The organism is Neisseria uirgultaei (genome assembly GCF_962719845.1).
Lineage (GTDB): Bacteria > Pseudomonadota > Gammaproteobacteria > Burkholderiales > Neisseriaceae > Neisseria > Neisseria bergeri.
In genome coordinates this window covers 15,758-32,832 of the sequence record NZ_CAUIYF010000009.1, presented here as the reverse complement: position 1 = coordinate 32,832, position 17,075 = coordinate 15,758, and the positions used below count along the sequence as shown (strand labels likewise).

General features: G+C 53.5%; 17 protein-coding genes and 1 riboswitch. Of the genes, 9 read left to right on the top strand and 8 right to left on the bottom strand.

Annotated elements, in window-relative coordinates; translation table 11 throughout:
• Nucleotides 1–91: 91 nt before the first annotated feature.
• Entirely contained in the window at nucleotides 92–931 is an 840-nt protein-coding gene (locus Q9J32_RS06850; RefSeq protein WP_301885604.1) for a factor H-binding protein, read from the bottom strand.
• A 156-nt stretch (nucleotides 932–1,087) separates the two neighbouring features.
• The gene (gene fba, locus Q9J32_RS06845) at nucleotides 1,088–2,152 is read right to left on the bottom strand and encodes a class II fructose-bisphosphate aldolase (protein ID WP_002219833.1); all 1,065 of its coding nucleotides are present in this window, start codon (nucleotides 2,150–2,152) and stop codon (nucleotides 1,088–1,090) included.
• 196 nt (nucleotides 2,153–2,348) lie between these two features.
• Here fba and Q9J32_RS06840 point away from each other — a divergent pair, with 196 nt between their 5' ends.
• Both Q9J32_RS06840 and dxs read left to right on the top strand, forming a co-directional pair.
• Complete coding sequence (locus Q9J32_RS06840) at nucleotides 2,349–3,266, top strand: tyrosine recombinase XerC (RefSeq protein WP_301885603.1); 918 nt, start codon at nucleotides 2,349–2,351, stop codon at nucleotides 3,264–3,266.
• Between the two features lie 84 nt (nucleotides 3,267–3,350).
• Nucleotides 3,351–5,255: a 1-deoxy-D-xylulose-5-phosphate synthase gene (gene dxs, locus Q9J32_RS06835; RefSeq protein ID WP_301885602.1), complete on the top strand. Its 1,905-nt coding sequence runs from the start codon at nucleotides 3,351–3,353 to the stop codon at nucleotides 5,253–5,255.
• Between the two features lie 72 nt (nucleotides 5,256–5,327).
• On the opposite strand, the gene Q9J32_RS06830 is transcribed toward dxs, so the two are convergent.
• Nucleotides 5,328–6,296, bottom strand: coding sequence for a hypothetical protein (locus tag Q9J32_RS06830; RefSeq protein ID WP_301885601.1), 969 nt, complete (start codon nucleotides 6,294–6,296; stop codon nucleotides 5,328–5,330).
• Between the two features lie 77 nt (nucleotides 6,297–6,373).
• Here Q9J32_RS06830 and Q9J32_RS06825 point away from each other — a divergent pair, with 77 nt between their 5' ends.
• Entirely contained in the window at nucleotides 6,374–7,666 is a 1,293-nt protein-coding gene (locus Q9J32_RS06825) for a DD-carboxypeptidase/endopeptidase Mpg (RefSeq protein ID WP_301885600.1), read from the top strand.
• 465 nt (nucleotides 7,667–8,131) lie between these two features.
• On the opposite strand, the gene Q9J32_RS06820 is transcribed toward Q9J32_RS06825, so the two are convergent.
• Nucleotides 8,132–8,809: a 7-cyano-7-deazaguanine/7-aminomethyl-7-deazaguanine transporter gene (locus Q9J32_RS06820; protein WP_301885599.1), complete on the bottom strand. Its 678-nt coding sequence runs from the start codon at nucleotides 8,807–8,809 to the stop codon at nucleotides 8,132–8,134.
• A gap of 74 nt (nucleotides 8,810–8,883) precedes the next feature.
• Complete coding sequence (queF, locus tag Q9J32_RS06815; RefSeq protein WP_301885598.1) at nucleotides 8,884–9,357, bottom strand: preQ(1) synthase; 474 nt, start codon at nucleotides 9,355–9,357, stop codon at nucleotides 8,884–8,886.
• Nucleotides 9,358–9,360: 3 nt separating this feature from the next.
• Nucleotides 9,361–9,405: riboswitch (PreQ1 riboswitch) on the bottom strand.
• Nucleotides 9,406–9,798: 393 nt separating this feature from the next.
• On the opposite strand from queF, the gene farA reads away from it, so the two are divergent.
• The 4 genes from farA to rpmG all read left to right on the top strand — a co-directional run bounded on the left by farA (nucleotide 9,799) and on the right by rpmG (nucleotide 13,175).
• Nucleotides 9,799–10,953, top strand: coding sequence for a fatty acid resistance MFS efflux transporter adaptor subunit FarA (gene farA / locus Q9J32_RS06810; RefSeq protein WP_301885597.1), 1,155 nt, complete (start codon nucleotides 9,799–9,801; stop codon nucleotides 10,951–10,953).
• 23 nt (nucleotides 10,954–10,976) lie between these two features.
• Nucleotides 10,977–12,503: a fatty acid resistance MFS efflux transporter permease subunit FarB gene (gene farB, locus Q9J32_RS06805; protein WP_301885665.1), complete on the top strand. Its 1,527-nt coding sequence runs from the start codon at nucleotides 10,977–10,979 to the stop codon at nucleotides 12,501–12,503.
• A gap of 254 nt (nucleotides 12,504–12,757) precedes the next feature.
• A complete protein-coding gene (gene rpmB / locus Q9J32_RS06800; RefSeq protein ID WP_002216391.1) occupies nucleotides 12,758–12,991 on the top strand; it encodes a 50S ribosomal protein L28 in 234 nt (77 codons plus the stop codon).
• Nucleotides 12,992–13,019: 28 nt separating this feature from the next.
• The gene (gene rpmG, locus Q9J32_RS06795; protein WP_002212306.1) at nucleotides 13,020–13,175 is read left to right on the top strand and encodes a 50S ribosomal protein L33; all 156 of its coding nucleotides are present in this window, start codon (nucleotides 13,020–13,022) and stop codon (nucleotides 13,173–13,175) included.
• A gap of 212 nt (nucleotides 13,176–13,387) precedes the next feature.
• On the opposite strand, the gene ubiM is transcribed toward rpmG, so the two are convergent.
• From ubiM to rplU, 3 genes are all read right to left on the bottom strand, one after another.
• On the bottom strand, nucleotides 13,388–14,572 hold the full coding sequence (gene ubiM, locus Q9J32_RS06790; RefSeq protein WP_301885596.1) for a 5-demethoxyubiquinol-8 5-hydroxylase UbiM: 1,185 nt from the start codon (nucleotides 14,570–14,572) through the stop codon (nucleotides 13,388–13,390).
• Nucleotides 14,573–14,806: 234 nt separating this feature from the next.
• Nucleotides 14,807–15,079, bottom strand: coding sequence for a 50S ribosomal protein L27 (gene rpmA / locus Q9J32_RS06785; RefSeq protein WP_002212328.1), 273 nt, complete (start codon nucleotides 15,077–15,079; stop codon nucleotides 14,807–14,809).
• A gap of 24 nt (nucleotides 15,080–15,103) precedes the next feature.
• A complete protein-coding gene (gene rplU, locus Q9J32_RS06780) occupies nucleotides 15,104–15,412 on the bottom strand; it encodes a 50S ribosomal protein L21 (protein WP_304675382.1) in 309 nt (102 codons plus the stop codon).
• A gap of 224 nt (nucleotides 15,413–15,636) precedes the next feature.
• On the opposite strand from rplU, the gene ispB reads away from it, so the two are divergent.
• Together ispB and Q9J32_RS06770 are read left to right on the top strand one after the other, a co-directional pair.
• On the top strand, nucleotides 15,637–16,611 hold the full coding sequence (gene ispB / locus Q9J32_RS06775; RefSeq protein WP_301885595.1) for an octaprenyl diphosphate synthase: 975 nt from the start codon (nucleotides 15,637–15,639) through the stop codon (nucleotides 16,609–16,611).
• Between the two features lie 3 nt (nucleotides 16,612–16,614).
• Nucleotides 16,615–17,061 (top strand): DUF441 domain-containing protein, encoded by a 447-nt coding sequence (locus Q9J32_RS06770; RefSeq protein ID WP_002220271.1) that lies wholly within the window; start codon nucleotides 16,615–16,617, stop codon nucleotides 17,059–17,061.
• The last annotated feature ends 14 nt before the right edge of the window (nucleotides 17,062–17,075 follow it).

The window sequence follows — 17,075 nt, the reverse complement described above, 5'->3', positions numbered from 1 at the left end:
TGCCTGCCGTGCCGTCGTATCCTAGGGCGGTATGGCGCAAAAATGCCGTCCGAACGGTAAATTATCGTGTTCGGACGGCATTTTTCAAATGCTACTGTTTGCCGGCGATGCCGATTTCGTGAACCTTTTCCCCTATCTTCACGGTTGCCGAGCCGGCGATTTCTTGGGCGCGGTCGCCGAAAAGGGCGAGGTGGTAAGTGCCTTTTTCTTCGCTGCCGTAGCGCGTGTCGCCCAAAATGACGGCGTGTGATTTTTCATCTGCTTTGAGTTCGGCGGCGGCAAGCTCGACATTCTGCTCGGGCGTTTTCAGGTGTTCGATTCTGCCGTAACCCTGTTTTTTGGTAAAATCAATGGAGTAGTGCAGCCTGCCATTCGGGTCGTCGGAGCTGAATGCTTTGCCGTGATACTCGGCTTTGCCGCCGGGCAGTTGGTTGAAGGCGGTATGTTCTCCGCCCAAACCGCTGACAAGGAAGGAGCGTTGGTTTATCAGGCTGTCGATTTTGTCGGGGTTGTTGATTTTTTCAATCTGTAGGGCAACGACGGCGGAGTGGTCCTGTTTGTATATTTGAAATTCGCCGCTTGCCAGCGTGATGGTTTGTCCGTCCACTTCGATTTTTTGCACAAAGTCGAAGCGGCTGATTTTGTCGTTCTTCAGTTTGCCCGTGTTGAGGCTGTTGTCTTTGTCGCCGGCTTTGAAAGTTTTTTCCGCACCTTGTGCCGACAGGGTTAGTGTTCCGTTTTGGGGAATAGAGTCTTCCAATGTCAGGGATTTCAAACCTTTGTCTTTATGGTCGAGCGGCGCAGTTAGTGCATCGGCAAGCCCCGTGCCGATGTCGGCGGCGACACCTCCGCTTCCGCCGCCTCCGCTGCTGCAGGCGGTCAGAATCAGGGCGGCGGTCAGGGAAAGGCAGCAGAAGGCAGTTCGGTTCACAGGTTTGCTCCCAGTCATACACAGAATAGATAATATATAAACGTTTTGGTTGCGGTATCTTTTTTGCATACTGCATCAATGAGGCAGGTCAAAGAAGCAAAAATCAAATACCGTCCGAACAACGGTTCAGACGGCATTTTGTTTACAGGCAACCTGTTATTTGACGATTTGGTTCAATTCGCCCTTGGCATAACGGTTTGCCATTTTTTCCAAGGAAACCGGTTTGATTTTGCCTGCCTGACCTTCGCAGCCGAACGCGAGGTAACGGTCAAGGCAGATTTGTTTCATCGCTTCAATGGTTTTGCTCAGGTATTTGCGCGGGTCGAAGTCGGACGGGTTTTCGGCAAGGTAGCGGCGTACCGCGCCGGTGGAAGCAAGGCGCAGGTCGGTATCGATGTTGACTTTGCGCACGCCGTGTTTGATGCCTTCGACGATTTCTTCAACCGGCACGCCGTAGGTTTCGCCGATATTGCCGCCGTATTCGTTGATGACTTTCAGCCATTCTTGCGGAACGGAGCTGGAGCCGTGCATCACGATGTGTGTATTGGGCAGGGCTTGGTGGATTTCTTTGATGCGGTCGATACGCAATACGTCGCCTGTGGGCGGACGGGTGAATTTGTATGCGCCGTGGCTGGTGCCGACGGCGATGGCGAGCGCATCCACGCCGGTGTCTTTAACGAAGCGTACGGCATCTTCGACGCTGGTCAGCATTTGATCGTGCGAAAGTTTGCCCACTGCGCCTACACCGTCTTCTTCGCCTGCTTCGCCGGTTTCGAGGTTGCCCAATACGCCGATTTCGCCTTCGACGGACACGCCGCAAGCGTGGGAGAAGTTAACCACGGTACGTGTGGCGTTGACGTTGTATTCATAAGAAGAAGGGGTTTTGCCGTCTTCCATCAGCGAGCCGTCCATCATCACGGAGGAGAAGCCCAGTTGGATGGAGCGTTGGCACACGTCGGGCGATGCGCCGTGGTCTTGGTGCATCACGACGGGGATGTGCGGAAATTCTTCGACAGCCGCCAGAATCAGGTGGCGCAAAAACGGCGCGCCCGCGTATTTGCGCGCACCTGCGCTCGCCTGTACGATGACGGGCGCGTTGACTTGGTCGGCGGCTTCCATAATGGCGCGCATTTGTTCGAGGTTGTTGACGTTGAACGCGGGCAGACCGTAGCTGTTTTCGGCGGCGTGGTCGAGCAGTTGGCGCATGGATACGAGTGCCATTTTTGTCTCCTTGGGCAGTGGGGGTAAATAAGTTGGATTATAATGTTTTTTGCGGCAAAAAACTACAAACCGCTACATTGATTTTATGTTAACGATAACGGCGGGCGGACGGGTCGGATTTTGGGTGGTTCGGGGTTTTGGTGTGTCGTTTATTATAATGTTTTCACTGGTTTTTTGATATTTGTGTGGGACGGTTATGGTTTTGGACGGGTTTGCGGCGCATTTTGACGCTTATTTGGAAAACATCGTGCGCGAGGGCAAGTCGGAACACACGGTTGCGGCATACCGGCGCGATTTGGAAGAACTGTTTGCGCTGTTGGCACAAATGCCGTCTGAAGCTGAAGGCGGCGTGCCGCAGGATTTGTCGCGGCGCGATTTTACGGCGGCGTTGCGGCGGCTGTCTCAGCGCGGTTTGGCTGGTCGGACGCTGGCACGCAAGCTGTCGGCGTGGCGGCAGTATTGTGTCTGGCTGGTCAAACGAGGTCTGCTGCATACCGACCCGACCGCCGACATCAAACCGCCGAAGCAGCCCGAGCGCGTACCCAAAGCCCTACCGCAGGAATGGCTGAACCGGATGCTGGATTTGCCCGTGGACGGCGGCAACCCGTTGGCGGTGCGCGATCACGCGCTGTTCGAGCTGATGTACGGCAGCGGTTTGCGCGTGAGCGAGATACACGGCTTGGACACGGCGGACATATGGCTGGACGAAGGTTGGGTACACGTTACCGGTAAAGGGCGCAAGCAGCGGCAGGTGCCGCTGACCGGCAAAAGCGTGGAAGCCCTGAAAAACTATCTGCCGCTGCGTCAGACGGCATCGGACGGCAAAGCCCTGTTTACCGGCAGGAACGGCACGCGCCTGAGCCAACGCCAAATCCAAAAACGCCTCGAATCGTGGGCGGCGCAATACGGCGACGGCAGGCACGTTTCGCCGCATATGATGCGCCACAGCTACGCCGGACACCTGTTGCAGGCTTCGCGCGACATCAGGGCGGTGCAGGAGCTGCTCGGACACAGCAGCCTTTCGACCACGCAGATTTATACCAAGCTCGATTTCGACCACATCGCCCGCCTCTATGACGAAGCCCACCCGCGCGCCAAGCGGCAGGACGAATGACATACGGCAAAATCAGCCGTCAGCCGCACGCTCTTGATATATAATTGACCGTTGCACCCGGACGACACATAAAAAAGACACACCATGAACCCAAGCCCCCTACTTGACCTGATTGACAGCCCGCAAGACCTGCGCCGTCTGGACAAAAAACAGCTGCCGCGCCTTGCCGGCGAGTTGCGCGCCTTTCTGTTGGAATCCGTCGGGCAGACCGGCGGGCATTTCGCCAGCAATTTGGGCGCGGTCGAACTGACGGTTGCGCTGCACTACGTTTACAACACGCCCGAAGACAAGCTGGTGTGGGATGTCGGGCATCAAAGTTATCCGCACAAAATCCTCACCGGCCGCAAAAACCAGATGCACACGATGCGCCAATATGGCGGTTTGGCGGGTTTTCCGAAACGTTGCGAGTCCGAGTACGACGCGTTCGGCGTGGGGCATTCCTCTACCTCCATCGGCGCGGCTTTAGGTATGGCGGCGGCGGACAAACAGTTGGGCAGCGACCGCCGCAGCGTCGCCATCATCGGCGACGGCGCGATGACGGCGGGGCAGGCGTTTGAAGCCTTAAATTGCGCGGGCGATATGGATGTGGATCTGCTGGTCGTCCTCAACGACAACGAAATGTCGATTTCCCCCAACGTTGGCGCACTGCCGAAATACCTTGCCAGCAACGTCGTGCGCGATATGCACGGACTGTTGAGTACCGTCAAAGCGCAAACGGGCAAGGTATTAGACAAGATACCCGGCGCGATGGAGCTTGCCCAAAAAGTCGAACACAAAATCAAAACCCTTGCCGAAGAAGCCGAACACGCCAAACAGTCGCTGTCGCTGTTTGAAAACTTCGGCTTCCGCTACACCGGCCCCGTGGACGGACACAACGTCGAAAATCTGGTGGACGTATTGAAAGACTTGCGCAGCCGCAAAGGCCCTCAGTTGCTGCACGTCATCACCAAAAAAGGCAACGGCTACAAACTCGCCGAAAACGACCCCGTCAAATACCACGCCGTCGCCAAGCTGCCCAAAGAAGGCGCGGCGCAAATGCCGTCTGAAAAAGAACCCAAGCCCGCCGCCAAACCGACCTATACCCAAGTGTTCGGCAAATGGCTGTGCGACCGGGCGGCGGCAGATTCCCGACTGGTTGCGATTACCCCCGCCATGCGCGAGGGCAGTGGACTGGTGGAGTTTGAACAACGATTCCCCGACCGCTATTTCGACGTCGGCATTGCCGAGCAGCACGCCGTTACCTTTGCCGGCGGTTTGGCTTGCGAAGGGATGAAGCCCGTCGTGGCGATTTATTCCACCTTTTTACAACGCGCCTACGATCAACTGGTGCACGACATCGCCCTGCAAAACCTGCCCGTTTTGTTTGCCGTTGACCGTGCGGGCATCGTCGGTGCGGACGGCCCGACCCACGCCGGTCTGTACGATTTGAGCTTTTTGCGCTGCGTGCCGAACATGATTGTCGCCGCGCCGAGCGATGAAAACGAATGCCGCCTGCTGCTTTCGACCTGCTATCAGGCAGACGCGCCCGCCGCCGTCCGCTATCCGCGCGGCACGGGTACGGGCGTGCCGGTTTCAGACGGCATGGAAACCGTGGAAATCGGCAAGGGCATTATCCGCCGCGAAGGTGAGAAAACCGCCTTCATTGCCTTTGGCAGTATGGTCGCCCCTGCATTGGCGGTCGCCGGAAAACTGAACGCCACCGTCGCCGATATGCGCTTTGTCAAACCGATAGACGAAGAGTTGATTGTCCACCTTGCCCGAAGCCACGACCGCATCGTTACCCTTGAAGAAAACGCCGAACAGGGCGGCGCAGGCGGCGCGGTGCTGGAAGTGTTGGCGAAACACGGCATCTGCAAACCCGTTTTGCTTTTGGGCGTTGCCGATACCGTAACCGGACACGGCGATCCGAAAAAACTTTTAGACGATTTGGGCTTGAGTGCCGAAGCGGTGGAACGGCGTGTGAATGGTTGGTCGGCACGTCAGGTCTGAACGGATACGGAAATGCCGTCTGAAACCCGATTCGGGCTTCAGACGGCATTGTCGCGGTTGCGGCAGGCGGGTTCACCAGATTCCGTCAAAGGTTTTCGCGCCGCGCCAAAATTTCCACCTGTCAGCGGGTTTGAAGGTCAGCGTACCGCCGTGTTGTCCGTCCGTGGCGATGTCCAGCCGTTTGATTTTGCCGATGCGGACGGCTTCGTAAAGCGGTGCGAACCAGCGTTCTTCCCACTGCTGCAATATTGCCGCATACCGCTCCCTGTCCCCTGTCAGGGCGGTCAGGCGCAAATCGTCCATAAACAGGATATGGTGCGTGTCGGGCAGGTATGCCGCCGTTTCTTCATAGGCGCGGAAGTTGTCGGGCAATGCGCGGCGGTCGGGGTGGAAACGGCTCCAAACCGTATCGGCGAAAAGCGTGCCGCCTTGCGCGCCGCCGTTTGTGCCGTCCCAAAACCATAAGCCGTTCAATTCGGGCAGCCCGCGTTTTTTGCGGTTATGGTTGACGGGATGCGCGGCCAGCCACATTTGGATTTCGGTTTGGACGCGCAACCACGTTACCGCATCTTCTCCGTCCGGCTGATCGTCCGCGCCCAACAATCCGCCCAAGTCCAAAACGGGCTTCGCGCCCCAGCGGTACGCGCGGGGAAGGGAAACCAGCCATAATTCGGGCAGGACGGGAACGAAACGCCACGGAATATCGCCGTAAAACGCCGACAGGTCGCGGCAGAGCCGTTCCGCTTCATCCGTACCGACGTTCAGATATTCCGCCGTCAGCACATTTGCCTGATGCATCCCCATCTTTTGCCAGACGGGCGTGGCGAGCGCGACGGCTTCAGACGGCATATTCAGGCTTTGCGCCGCGCGTTCCACCAGTCTGCCGCACCACAAATAACGCGCGTAAAATGCCGAAGCCGTGCAGCTTTGGCGGTGCAGCGAGCCGTATTGCAGGATTTTGTTGAAAGCGTGCAGGCATAGAGGTATTCGGATTTCGTCTTCATCCAAATTTAGCGAGGGAATGGTGAGGGTGAGTTTCATCGTTTGGCGTTTCAGAAATGCAGGTCAGGCGCAACATTATAGAGGATTCGGCGCAAACGCCGTCAAAAAGGAACAATATGGCTGTCTTCCCACTTTCGGCAAAACATCGGAAATACGCGCTGCGTGCGCTTGCCGTTTCGATTATTTTGGTGTCGGCGGCATACATTGCTTCGACAGAGAGGACGGAGCGCGTCAGACCGCAGCGCGTGGAACAAAATCTGCCGCCGCTGTCTTGGGGCGGCAGCGGTGTTCAGACGGCATATTGGGTGCAGGAGGCGGTGCAGCCGGGCGACTCGCTGGCGGACGTGCTGGCGCGTTCGGGTATGGCGCGGGACGAGATTGCCCGAATCACGGAAAAATATGGCGGCGAAGCCGATTTGCGGCATTTGCGTGCCGACCAGTCGGTTCATGTTTTGGTCGGCGGCGACGGCGGCGCGCGCGAAGTGCAGTTTTTTACCGACGAAGACGGCGAGCGCAATTTGGTCGCTTTGGAAAAGAAAGGCGGCATATGGCGGCGGTCGGCTTCTGAGGCGGATATGAAGGTTTTGCCGACGCTGCGTTCGGTCGTGGTTAAGACGTCGGCGCGCGGTTCGCTGGCGCGGGCGGAAGTGCCCGTCGAAATCCGCGAATCCTTAAGTGGGATTTTCGCCGGCCGCTTCAGCCTTGACGGTTTGAAGGAAGGCGATGCCGTGCGCCTACTTTACGACAGCCTGTATTTCCACGGGCAGCAGGTGGCGGCGGGCGATATTTTGGCGGCGGAAGTCGTCAAAGGCGGCACAAGCTATCGGGCGTTTTATTACCGTTCCGGCAGCAAAGATTCGGAAGGCGGCAACTATTACGATCAAGACGGTACAGTCGTACAACAGAAAACAGGGTTCAACATCGAACCGCTGGTTTACACCCGCATTTCTTCGCCGTTCGGCTACCGTATGCACCCCATCCTGCACACTTGGCGGCTGCACACGGGCATCGATTATGCCGCACCGCAGGGAACGCCGGTCAGGGCTTCCGCCGACGGCGTGATTACCTTTAAAGGCCGGAAGGGTGGCTACGGCAACGCGGTGATGATACGCCACGCCAACGGTGTGGAAACGCTGTATGCGCACTTGAGCGCGTTTTCGCAGGCACAAGGCAATGTGCGCGGCGGCGAGGTCATCGGTTTTGTCGGTTCGACCGGGCGTTCGACCGGGCCGCACCTGCATTACGAGGCGCGCATCAACGGGCAGCCCGTCAATCCTGTTTCGGTCGCATTGCCGACACCCGAATTGACGCAGGCGGACAAGGCGGCGTTTGCCGCGCAGAAACAGCAGGCGGACGCGCTGCTTGCGCGCTTGCGCGGCATACCGGTTACCGTGTCGCAATCGGATTGAAGTTTGAACCGGCGACGAAAACAATGCCGTCTGAAAACCTGCAAACAGGTTTTCAGACGGCATTTGCAGTTGGTTAAAATAAAACTAAGCCAAGGAAGCACTGCCGTCATTCTCGCGAAAGCGGGAATCTAGAAATACAACGCGGCAGGAGTTTATCGGAAATGACTGAAACCCAACACACCGGATTCCCGCTTTCGCGGGAATGACGAAGTGGCGGGAGTCCGAATTTATCCGTTCCGGCAGTGTTTGCAAATATAGTGGATTAACAAAAACCAGTACGGCGTTGCCTCGCTTCAGCTCAAAGAGAACGATTCTCTAAGGTGCTGAAGCACCAAGTGAATCGGTTCCGTACTATCCGTACTATCTGTACTGTCTGCGGCTTCGTCGCCTTGTCCTGATTTTTGTTAATCCACTATAAAAGAAAACCCAACCGTCCCGATTCCAGGCAGGGCTGTTTTACGGATTTTACAGTGAGGGCACGGGGCGGTCTTGCGCCTGTTTGGTTTGCAGGGCCGTCAGTTTTTTCGTCAGCAGATTCAGTATCACGCCGTAGGCAGGCAGGAAGAAGAGAGTGCAGACGGTGAGTTTGAACAGGTAATCGACAAAAGCGATGCCCTGCCAGTTTGCCGCCATAAATCCATCGCTGCTTGCGTAGAAGGCAACGGCGAAAAATACCAACGTATCCAAGGCGTTGCCGATGACGGTTGATGCGGTCGGTGCAATCCACCACGCTTTCAGACGACGTAATTTGTTGAATACAAAAATATCAAGGATTTGTCCGAGCGCGTAGGCGGCAAAACTGGCTAAGGCGATGCGTCCGACAAAGGTATTGAATTTGGACAGCGCGCCCAAGCCTGTCCAACTGCCGTTGTGGAACAAAACGGAAAAGATGTAGGAAAGCAAAAGGGCGGGGAACATCACCCAAAAGATAATCCGCCGTGCCAAGTGCGAACCGAAAATGCGGACGGTCAGGTCGGTGGCAAGGAAGATGAAGGGAAAGGAAAATGCGCCCCAAGTGGTGTGGATGCCGAAAATTTGGAAGGGGAACTGCACAAGATAGTTGCTGGCGGCGATGATGAGGATATGAAAAAGCACTAACCAGAAGAGTGCCTTCTGTTGCTGTGCGGCGGTAAATGCGTACATAAAAATCTTTCGGAAAGGCGTTCAGACGGCATATCGTATCGAAGGAATGCCGTCTGAAATATGGGAAGGATGGTTTATTGTGCGTCGTGCTCAAACAGGCGTTTACGCGCCAATGTTTCGAACTCGGTGCCTGCTTTGCCGTAATTGGTGAAAGGATGAATGGCGATGCCGCCGCGCGGTGTGAATTCGCCGAATACTTCGATGTATTTCGGATCCATCAGGGCAATGAGGTCTTTCATGATGATGTTGACGCAGTCCTCATGAAAATCGCCGTGGTTGCGGAAGCTGAAGAGGTAGAGTTTCAGGGATTTGCTTTCCACCATTTTGATGTGCGGAATGTAGCGGATGTAGATGGTGGCGAAGTCGGGCTGCCCGGTCATGGGGCAGAGGCTGGTGAATTCGGGGCAGACGAATTTGACGAAATAGTCGTTGTCGGGATGTTTGTTGTCGAATGCTTCGAGAATTTCAGGCGCGTAGCCAATCGGATATCGGGTTTTCTGATTACCCAAAAGCGAGATGCCTTGCAGCTCTTCGGTATTGCGGGACATAGGGTTTCCTTAGTTTTTTAGTGTGGGAGGTTTTCGAACCACGGGGCGGCGATTGTAATATAAGCGGCGGTATCTGTGTAGTTTTCTTCAGACGGCATGGTTTGGACGGCGGCGTTTTCCGTGTCATATATAGTGGATTAACAAAAACCAGTACGGCGTTGCTTCGCCTTAGCTCAAAGAGAACGATTCTCTAAGGTGCTGAAGCACCAAGTGAATCGGTTCCGTACTATTTGTACTGTCTGCGGCTTCGTCGCCTTGCCCTGATTTTTGTTAATCCACTATATAAACGAAATATATTTTCAGTTTTGCCGCCTGAAGCGTTGTTTTTTGAATATTGCATCTAAAATACTGACTTGATTGCGTTATTGCGCGGATATAGAATCTGCTTCCTATTGAAAGAACATTGTTTATATGAAATCAGGAAATTCGGAACCCAATCTTATGGATACGCACACAGACGAAACAAAACTTCAAAACACGCAAGCCAAACGCAAACGCCGCCTGACGGCATTGACGCTGCTGTTCGCGCTTGCCGCCGTCGCCGCCGTATCGGCGTTTTTTTTATGGTGGCAGCACGAAGAGGAAACGGAAGACGCTTATGTTGCCGGACGCGTGGTTCAGATTACGCCGCAAACGGGCGGTACGGTGCGGAAGGTCTTGCATGATGATACGGATGTTGTGAAGAAAGGTGATGTGTTGGTCGTATTGGACGACGGCAATTATGTGTTGGCGTATGAACGGGCAAAAAACGAGCTGATTCAGGCGGTGCGGCAAAACCGCCAGCAAAATGCCGCCACTTCGCAGGCGGGGGCGCAGGTTGCTTTGCGCCGTGCGGATTTGGCGCGCGCGCAGGATGATTTGCGCCGCCGGTCTGCTTTAGCGGAATCAGGAGCCGTGTCCGCCGAAGAGCTGGCACATGCCCGTGCGGCAGTGTCTCAGGCTCAGGCGGCAGTTAAGGCGGCTTTGGCGGAAGAATCTTCGGCGCGTGCGGCTTTGGGTGGTCAGGTCGCTTTGCGCGAACAGCCGGCGGTTCAGACGGCAGTCAGCAGGTTGAAAGATGCGTGGTTGAACCTTCAGCGGACGCAAATCCGCGCGCCGGCGGACGGTCAGGTGGCAAAGCGTTCGGTGCAGGTCGGGCAGCAGGTGGCGGCAGGCGCGCCGCTGATGGCGGTGGTGCCGCTGTCGGATGTGTGGGTGGATGCCAATTTTAAAGAGACGCAGTTGCGGCATATGAAAATCGGACAGCCTGCCGAGCTGGTGTCCGATTTGTACGGCAAACAAATTGTTTATCGCGGCAGGGTGGCAGGGTTTTCGGCAGGTACGGGCAGCGCGTTTTCGCTGATTCCGGCGCAAAACGCAACGGGCAACTGGATTAAAGTCGTCCAACGCGTCCCCGTCCGTATCGTGCTGAACCGCGAAGATGTGGACAGGCATCCGTTGCGTATCGGTTTGTCGATGACGGTAAAAGTGGATACTTCCGCCGCAGGCGCGCCTATTTCAAAAACGCCGGATGCCGTGTTGCCGGAAACTGAAGGCACGGATTGGTCGGAAGCTGACAGACTGGTGGACGAAATTCTTGAGCAATACGCGCATTGATGCCGTCTGAAACGGAGGACACAATGGATTATCCACCGCTTAAAGGTGCGGCATTGGTATGGATTACGCTGTCTTTGGGGCTTGCCGTATTTATGGAAGTTTTAGATACGACTATCGCCAATGTCGCCGTTCCCGTTATCGCCGGCAATCTCGGTGCGGCAACCACTCAGGGGACGTGGGTCATTACTTCTTTTGCTGTGGCAAACGCCGTTTCCGTGCCGTTAACGGGATTTTTGGCAAAACGTATCGGCGAGGTCAAACTGTTTACCGCCGCCGCCGTCGGTTTCGTCATCACATCGTGGCTGTGCGGCATCTCGCCCAACCTTCAGTCGCTGGTTGTTTTCCGCATTTTGCAGGGCTTTATCGCCGGGCCGCTGATTCCCTTGTCGCAAAGCCTGTTAATGGCATCCTATCCGCCCGCAAAACGGACGCTGGCACTGGCGTTGTGGGCAATGACCGTCGTTGTCGCCCCCGTCCTCGGGCCGATACTCGGCGGTTGGATTTCCGGCAACTGGCATTGGGGTTGGATTTTCTTCATTAATATCCCCATCGGTATCATATCGGCATGGATTACATGGAAACATTTGAAATATCGGGAAACGGAAACCGTTAAAATGCCGACCGACTATGTCGGGCTTACATTGATGGTAGTCGGTATCGGCGCGTTACAGATGATGCTGGACAGGGGTAAGGAACTTGACTGGTTCGCCTCTGGAGAAATCATTACCTTGGGCGTAGTCGCACTGGTGTGCTTGTCGTATTTTATTGTTTGGGAATTGGGCGAAAAATACCCGATAGTCGATTTATCGCTGTTTAAAGATCGGAATTTTACCGTCGGCGTAATTGCCACATCATTGGGTTTTATGGTGTATATGGGGACGCTGACCCTGCTGCCGTTAGTGTTGCAGACCAACCTGGGCTATACCTCCACGTGGGCAGGGCTTGCCGCCGCACCTGTCGGCATCCTGCCTGTTTTCCTGTCACCCATTATCGGCAGATTCGGCAACAAGGCCGATATGCGCCTGCTCGTAACCGCCAGCTTCCTGACCTTTGCCTTTACTTTCTATTGGCGTACGGATTTTTATGCCGATATGGATATCGGCAACGTCATCTGGCCTCAGTTTTGGCAAGGTGTCGGTGTCGCCATGTTTTTTCTGCCGCTGACGACCATCACCCTATCACACATGAAGGGAGGGCAGATTGCCGCTGCCAGCAGCTTGTCGAATTTCTTGCGCGTGCTGATGGGCGGTGTCGGCGTATCATTCGTCAGTACCCTGTGGGAACGGCGTGAAGCGTTGCACCACACACGCTTTGCCGAACATATCACGCCATATTCCGCGACATTGCATGAAACGGCCGCTCATTTGTCCCAACAAGGCATTTCCGACAGTCAAACCCTAGGCATCATCAACAACACCATCACGCAACAGGGCTTCATCATCAGCTCGAACGAAATCTTTATGGCGGGCAGCTTGTTATTCATTATCATGATACCCGTCATATGGCTGGCAAAACCGCCGTTCCACAATAATGGAGGGGGAGGGCATTAATACTCCCTGCCTCGACTAAAATGCCGTCTGAAAACACATGTGGAAACATGTTCGGACAGTATTTAGAATGCAGGTATCTGTGAAATCCGCTATAATCGCATTCCGTCTGTTTCGTATCGGCAAACGTTTCCCGAATGCAACAATCGGCAGGATAATTCGCGTAAAACAGCCGTTTTTCTCTAAAACACTTGAACTAACACTGTTTTTCGTGGTATAAACTACGTTTTACTATTTTAGAAGTTTGGAGACTGACCATGGCACGAGTTTGCAAAGTGACCGGTAAGCGCCCGATGTCTGGCAACAACGTATCACACGCCAACAACAAAACCAAACGCCGTTTTTTGCCCAACTTGCAATCACGTCGTTTTTGGGTAGAAAGTGAAAACCGCTGGGTTCGCCTGCGCGTTTCTAACGCCGCTCTGCGTACCATCGACAAAGTAGGCATTGATGTCGTATTGGCTGATTTGCGTGCTCGCGGTGAAGCTTAATTTAAACCCTTAGTTAAGGATTACTGCAATGCGCGATAAAATCAAACTGGAATCCAGTGCAGGTACTGGTCATTTCTATACCACTACCAAAAACAAACGCACTATGCCCGGCAAATTGGAAATCAAAAAATTTGACCCAGTTGCCCGCAAACACGTAGTGTATAAAGAAACTAAACTGAAATAATTTCCGTTTGGCAAACAAAGCCTCCGACTGTTCGGAGGCTTTGTTTTTAAGTATTGTAAATTTCTTATTTTTAGTCGGTGTCAGATGATATTGTGTAATCAGTCAATTTATACAGGGTAATGGATTTGTCTGTCGAACTTGAACGGCAATATAGTAGGCAGTCAAATAAAATGCCGTCTGAACATGTTTCAGACGGCATTTTTTATATGATTTTAACCGGTCAGTTGTTTGGTAATCAGCTTTTTCAGCGGCGGGAAATTGTTGCTGGCACGCAATACCAAGCCGCGCAACAGTTTTGCCGGTGCGGTTTCATTGGTAAACAGTTTCAGCATCATATTGGTTCCGTGATAAAGCGGCTGGGCATGCAGCATATGTTTGTTACTGTATTTTTCCAGTAATGAAGATGCACCGATGTCTTGACCGCGCTGTTCGGCTTCGATAATCAGTTTGGCCAGAATATCTGCGCTGGAAAGCCCCAAGTTGAAACCGTGTGCGGTAACGGGGTGCATACCGACGGCGGCATCGCCGATCAGCGCGCTGCGTTTGCCGTAGAAACGTTTGGCAATCATGCCGACAAGGGGGTAATGGTGGATGCTGCTGACCAGTTCCATATCGCCGAGCCTGCCCTTGAGCTGTTCTTTTACGCTTGCCGCCAATTCTTCGGGCGAAAGGTTTTGAACGATGTTGATTTTATCGGTATCGACGGTAATGACGGTATTGGTCAGGTGTTCTTCCAAGGGCAGCAGGGCAATGGTGCGCCCGTAATGGAAGCATTCGTAAGCAGTGTGCTGGTTGGAAAGAGTATGTTTCATGCGGCAGACGAACATGGTTCGGCTGTAGTCGTGCATATCTGAAGAAATACCGAGTTGTCGGCGGGTTTGTGAGAAACGGCTGTCTGCTGCCAAAAGGAGACGCGCGGTCAGAATGTCTCCATTTTCCAAAAAGACTTGCGCTTCATTATCAGATGTTTTGACTTCTTTAACGGCCGTATCGGTCAGAATGGTAATGTTGTCGAGTTGGGATACGACTTCGTAGGCAGCGCGGCGGATATTGTGGTTGGAAATCAGATAGCCCAAACAGTCGGCAGGTTCGCCGCGCGCTTCAGTCGGTTGGGGAAAGTGGAGCTGGTAGTCGGAACGTCCGTTCAGCACTTTAGCATCGCGCAAAGGGTAGATTTCGTTTTCGGGAATTTTGTCCCACACACCCAAACGCTGCATGATTTCGCGGGAAAAATGGGTCAGGGCGATTTCGCGTCCGTCATATGGAGGATTTTGCAGAACAGTCAGTGGGCTGCGTTCGATCAGGGTAACTTTCAAACCGCTGCCGGCAAGTTCGGCTGCAAAACTTAAACCCGCCGGGCCTGCGCCGACGACGAGGATGTCGCTGTGTAAACTCATAAAATATCCTTTGCATAGGCGGATGCCGATGATTTCAGACGGCATTTGTAAGGGTTTGAATGCCGTTTGAACTATCTGTAATAGATAGGCGATTATATCAAAACCCGCTGTTGAAGAAATATGCAGGGGAGGGTGTATGCGGATTTTTACTTTCAGCTTAATGTGTATCAAATCGGGTATGGGGTATATAAAAAACCGCATCGTGAAAAGATGCGGCTTCAGGTATCGGTTGGATTATTCTTCAGAACCGGTGTAAGGACGGATGCTGACAGTTTTACGGTTCAGCGCGCCTTTGGTTTTGAATTCGACATAACCGTCAACTTTGGCGAACAAAGTGTGGTCTTTGCCCATGCCTACGTTGTCGCCTGCGTGGAATTTGGTACCGCGTTGGCGTACGATGATGGAACCTGCGGGAATCAGCTCGTTGCCGTAGGCTTTAACGCCCAAGCGTTTGGCTTCTGAATCGCGACCGTTGCGGGTGCTGCCGCCTGCTTTTTTACTTGCCATTTGTAATGCTCCTAAGTTTTAAGGTTAGGCGATTGCCACGATTTCGATTTGGGTGAAATTTTGGCGGTGGCCTTGGCGTTTTTGGTAGTGTTTGCGGCGGCGCATTTTGAAAATGCGGACTTTTTCGCCACAGCCGTGTGCCACTACTTTAGCTGTTACTTTTGCACCTTCGATAAAGGGTGCGCCAACTTTTACAGATTCGCCGTCAGCAATCATCAAAACTTCGGTCAGTTCGATTTGGCTGTCGAGTTCGGCTGGTATCTGTTCTACTTTCAATTTTTCGCCGACGGAAACTTTATACTGTTTGCCGCCGGTTTTTACGACCGCGTACATACTCAACTCCATTAAGGGTTATGGTTAATATCCGCACACCATTGTGCGAAATTCGGCATTGTATTGTTATTTGCCTGTTTTGTCAAAGTTTGCGCGGTTCGGATAACCATATGCCGTCTGAAAAGATGTACCCTGATGGCTTTGCTGATATAATTGCCCGCTATTTGAATCAGCTTTCAAGCGGTATTTGCCGTTTGATGGAAGCGTAAACCTGAGAGTCTGCCATGCTCGAGAATCTGCCCTATTTTCAGCGACATCTGCCTGAAGACCTTGCCAAAGTCAATGAAGTCATCAATCGTGCGGTGCAATCCGATGTCGCACTGATTTCGCAAATCGGTACATATATCATCAGCGCGGGCGGCAAACGCCTGCGTCCGATTATGACGATTTTGGCGGGTAAGGCGGTCGGTTATGATGATGAGAAACTATATTCGCTGGCGGCGATGGTCGAGTTTATCCACACTTCGACGCTGCTGCATGATGATGTGGTCGATGAAAGTGATTTGCGCCGTGGGCGGGCAACGGCAAACAATCTGTTCGGCAATGCGGCGGCAGTGTTGGTTGGCGACTTTTTATACACGCGCGCCTTTCAACTGATGGTTGCCTCGGGCAGTATGCGCGTTTTGGAAGTGATGGCGGATGCAACCAACATTATTGCCGAGGGCGAAGTCATGCAGTTGATGAACATCGGCAATACGGACATTACCGAAGAACAATATATCCAAGTCATCCAATATAAAACGGCCAAACTGTTTGAAGCTGCCGCTCAAGTCGGCGCAATTTTGGGCAAGGCTTCCCCCGAACACGAACAGGCCTTGAAAGACTACGGTATGTATGTCGGTACGGCATTCCAAATTATTGACGATGTGCTGGATTATTCGGGGGAAACCGAAGAAACCGGCAAAAACGTCGGCGACGATTTGGCAGAAGGAAAACCGACCCTGCCTTTAATTTATCTGATGCGTCAGGGTTCCGAACAGGTTGCGAACGATGTGCGTACTGCTTTGAAAAATGCAGATCGCAGCTATTTTGAGAAAATCCACGATTATGTCGTCCGTTCGGATGCTTTGGCATATTCAATAGGCGAGGCGCGCAAAGCAGTCGATTGTGCCGTTGCCGCCTTGGATGCCCTGCCCGACAGCGAAGTGAAAGATGCCATGATTCAGCTGGCGAAGGAATCTTTGGTCAGGGTGTCGTAACCGATGAATTTCAGTTTTGTTCCCTTGTTTCTGGTTACGCTGATTCTGTTGGGTGTGGTCAGCAACAACAATTCGATTACCATCTCGGCAACCATATTGCTGCTGATGCAGCAGACGGCATTGGTACAGTTTGTCCCGTTGGTCGAGAAGCACGGATTGAATCTCGGTATCATTCTTTTGACCATAGGGGTTTTGAGTCCGTTGGTTTCAGGAAAGGCGCAGGTTCCTCCTGTTGCCGAATTTTTGAATTTTAAAATGATATCCGCCGTTTTTATCGGTATTTTCGTGGCTTGGCTGGCCGGGCGCGGCGTGCCTCTGATGGGACAGCAGCCTGTTTTAATTACAGGGCTGTTAATCGGGACGGTTATCGGGGTGGCATTTATGGGCGGCATTCCTGTCGGGCCGCTGATTGCGGCCGGCATCTTGTCTTTTGTCGTCGGAAAGGGTTAAAATCCCCATCTTCA

Coding starts and splice junctions, on each gene's coding strand:
- fba (WP_002219833.1), bottom strand. CDS start 2,152: ATGGCACTCGTATCCATGCGCCAACTGCTCGACCACGCCGCCGAAAAC.
- Q9J32_RS06840 (WP_301885603.1), top strand. CDS start 2,349: ATGGTTTTGGACGGGTTTGCGGCGCATTTTGACGCTTATTTGGAAAAC.
- dxs (WP_301885602.1), top strand. CDS start 3,351: ATGAACCCAAGCCCCCTACTTGACCTGATTGACAGCCCGCAAGACCTG.
- Q9J32_RS06830 (WP_301885601.1), bottom strand. CDS start 6,296: ATGAAACTCACCCTCACCATTCCCTCGCTAAATTTGGATGAAGACGAA.
- Q9J32_RS06825 (WP_301885600.1), top strand. CDS start 6,374: ATGGCTGTCTTCCCACTTTCGGCAAAACATCGGAAATACGCGCTGCGT.
- Q9J32_RS06820 (WP_301885599.1), bottom strand. CDS start 8,809: ATGTACGCATTTACCGCCGCACAGCAACAGAAGGCACTCTTCTGGTTA.
- queF (WP_301885598.1), bottom strand. CDS start 9,357: ATGTCCCGCAATACCGAAGAGCTGCAAGGCATCTCGCTTTTGGGTAAT.
- farA (WP_301885597.1), top strand. CDS start 9,799: ATGGATACGCACACAGACGAAACAAAACTTCAAAACACGCAAGCCAAA.
- farB (WP_301885665.1), top strand. CDS start 10,977: ATGGATTATCCACCGCTTAAAGGTGCGGCATTGGTATGGATTACGCTG.
- rpmB (WP_002216391.1), top strand. CDS start 12,758: ATGGCACGAGTTTGCAAAGTGACCGGTAAGCGCCCGATGTCTGGCAAC.
- rpmG (WP_002212306.1), top strand. CDS start 13,020: ATGCGCGATAAAATCAAACTGGAATCCAGTGCAGGTACTGGTCATTTC.
- ubiM (WP_301885596.1), bottom strand. CDS start 14,572: ATGAGTTTACACAGCGACATCCTCGTCGTCGGCGCAGGCCCGGCGGGT.
- rpmA (WP_002212328.1), bottom strand. CDS start 15,079: ATGGCAAGTAAAAAAGCAGGCGGCAGCACCCGCAACGGTCGCGATTCA.
- rplU (WP_304675382.1), bottom strand. CDS start 15,412: ATGTACGCGGTCGTAAAAACCGGCGGCAAACAGTATAAAGTTTCCGTC.
- ispB (WP_301885595.1), top strand. CDS start 15,637: ATGCTCGAGAATCTGCCCTATTTTCAGCGACATCTGCCTGAAGACCTT.
- Q9J32_RS06770 (WP_002220271.1), top strand. CDS start 16,615: ATGAATTTCAGTTTTGTTCCCTTGTTTCTGGTTACGCTGATTCTGTTG.